Consider the following 899-nt stretch of genomic DNA (forward strand, 5'->3'; position numbering starts at 1 on the left):
CGGACCGGTCGTGGCGACCTTCTTCGCCGTGGGCCTGCTCGCCTCGGGCCTGGCCTCGACCGGTCCGAGTCCTGCCGCGAGGGCGGCATGGGCCCCCTCCAGCGAGTCGGTGCCCTCGACGCCGGCGAGGTTCGCTGCGGCGAGCAGGAGGATGCAGAGGTTCACGGAACCGGCGATCACCATGGCGATCGAGACATCCCAGCGGGTGGCCGTGAGCAGGCGGCGGATGCGCGAGGTCTCGGTGCGCACGGCCTCGTCGCCGGCATGGGAGGTTGTCGCACCGAAACGGTCGCGGGCGAGCGAGGAGTGCGCGTAGATCGCGTGCGGCATGATGGTCGCCCCGAGGATGGACGCGGCCAGCAGGACCGAGCCGGTGTCCTGGAAGCGGGGGACCATCCCGCCGATGACTCCTGCCAGGTCCGGTGGTGCGACGAAGACACCGGCGACGAAGCCGATCGTGATGATGGCCATGAGCCCGATGATCACGAACTCGAACGGACGGGCGCCGCGCCGGCTCTGCACCGTGAGCAGGATCATCGAGACCGCACCGGTGATCAGGCCGCCGAGCAGCAGCGGCACATCGAACAGCAGATTGAGGGCGACCGCGCCGCCGATGACCTCGGCCAGGTCGGTGGCCATCGCGACGAGCTCGGCCTGCAGCCAGTAGGCGCGGCGCGCCCAGGGCCGCTTCAGCCGTGCGCCCAGCACTTCGGGAAGGCTCTGCCCGGTGACGACCCCCAGCTTGGCGGAGAGGTACTGGATCAGCCACGCCATCACGTTGCCGGCGAGCACCACCCACACCAGCAGGTAACCGTACTGCGCGCCTGCGGTCATGTTGCTGGCGACGTTGCCGGGGTCGAGGTAGGCGACGCCGGCGACGAGGGCGGGTCCGAGCAGCC

General features: G+C 70.6%; 1 protein-coding gene. It reads right to left on the minus strand.

Annotated elements, in window-relative coordinates:
* Positions 1-897, minus strand: an 897-nt coding sequence (locus KZA10_RS16295; RefSeq protein WP_256935005.1) for an Nramp family divalent metal transporter, incomplete at its 3' end; no start/stop codon positions are given.
* Positions 898-899: the final 2 nt, after the last annotated feature.

It is taken from the genome of Microbacterium sp. BF1, from assembly GCF_019279095.1.
GTDB classification, from domain to species: Bacteria; Actinomycetota; Actinomycetes; order Actinomycetales; family Microbacteriaceae; genus Microbacterium; species Microbacterium maritypicum.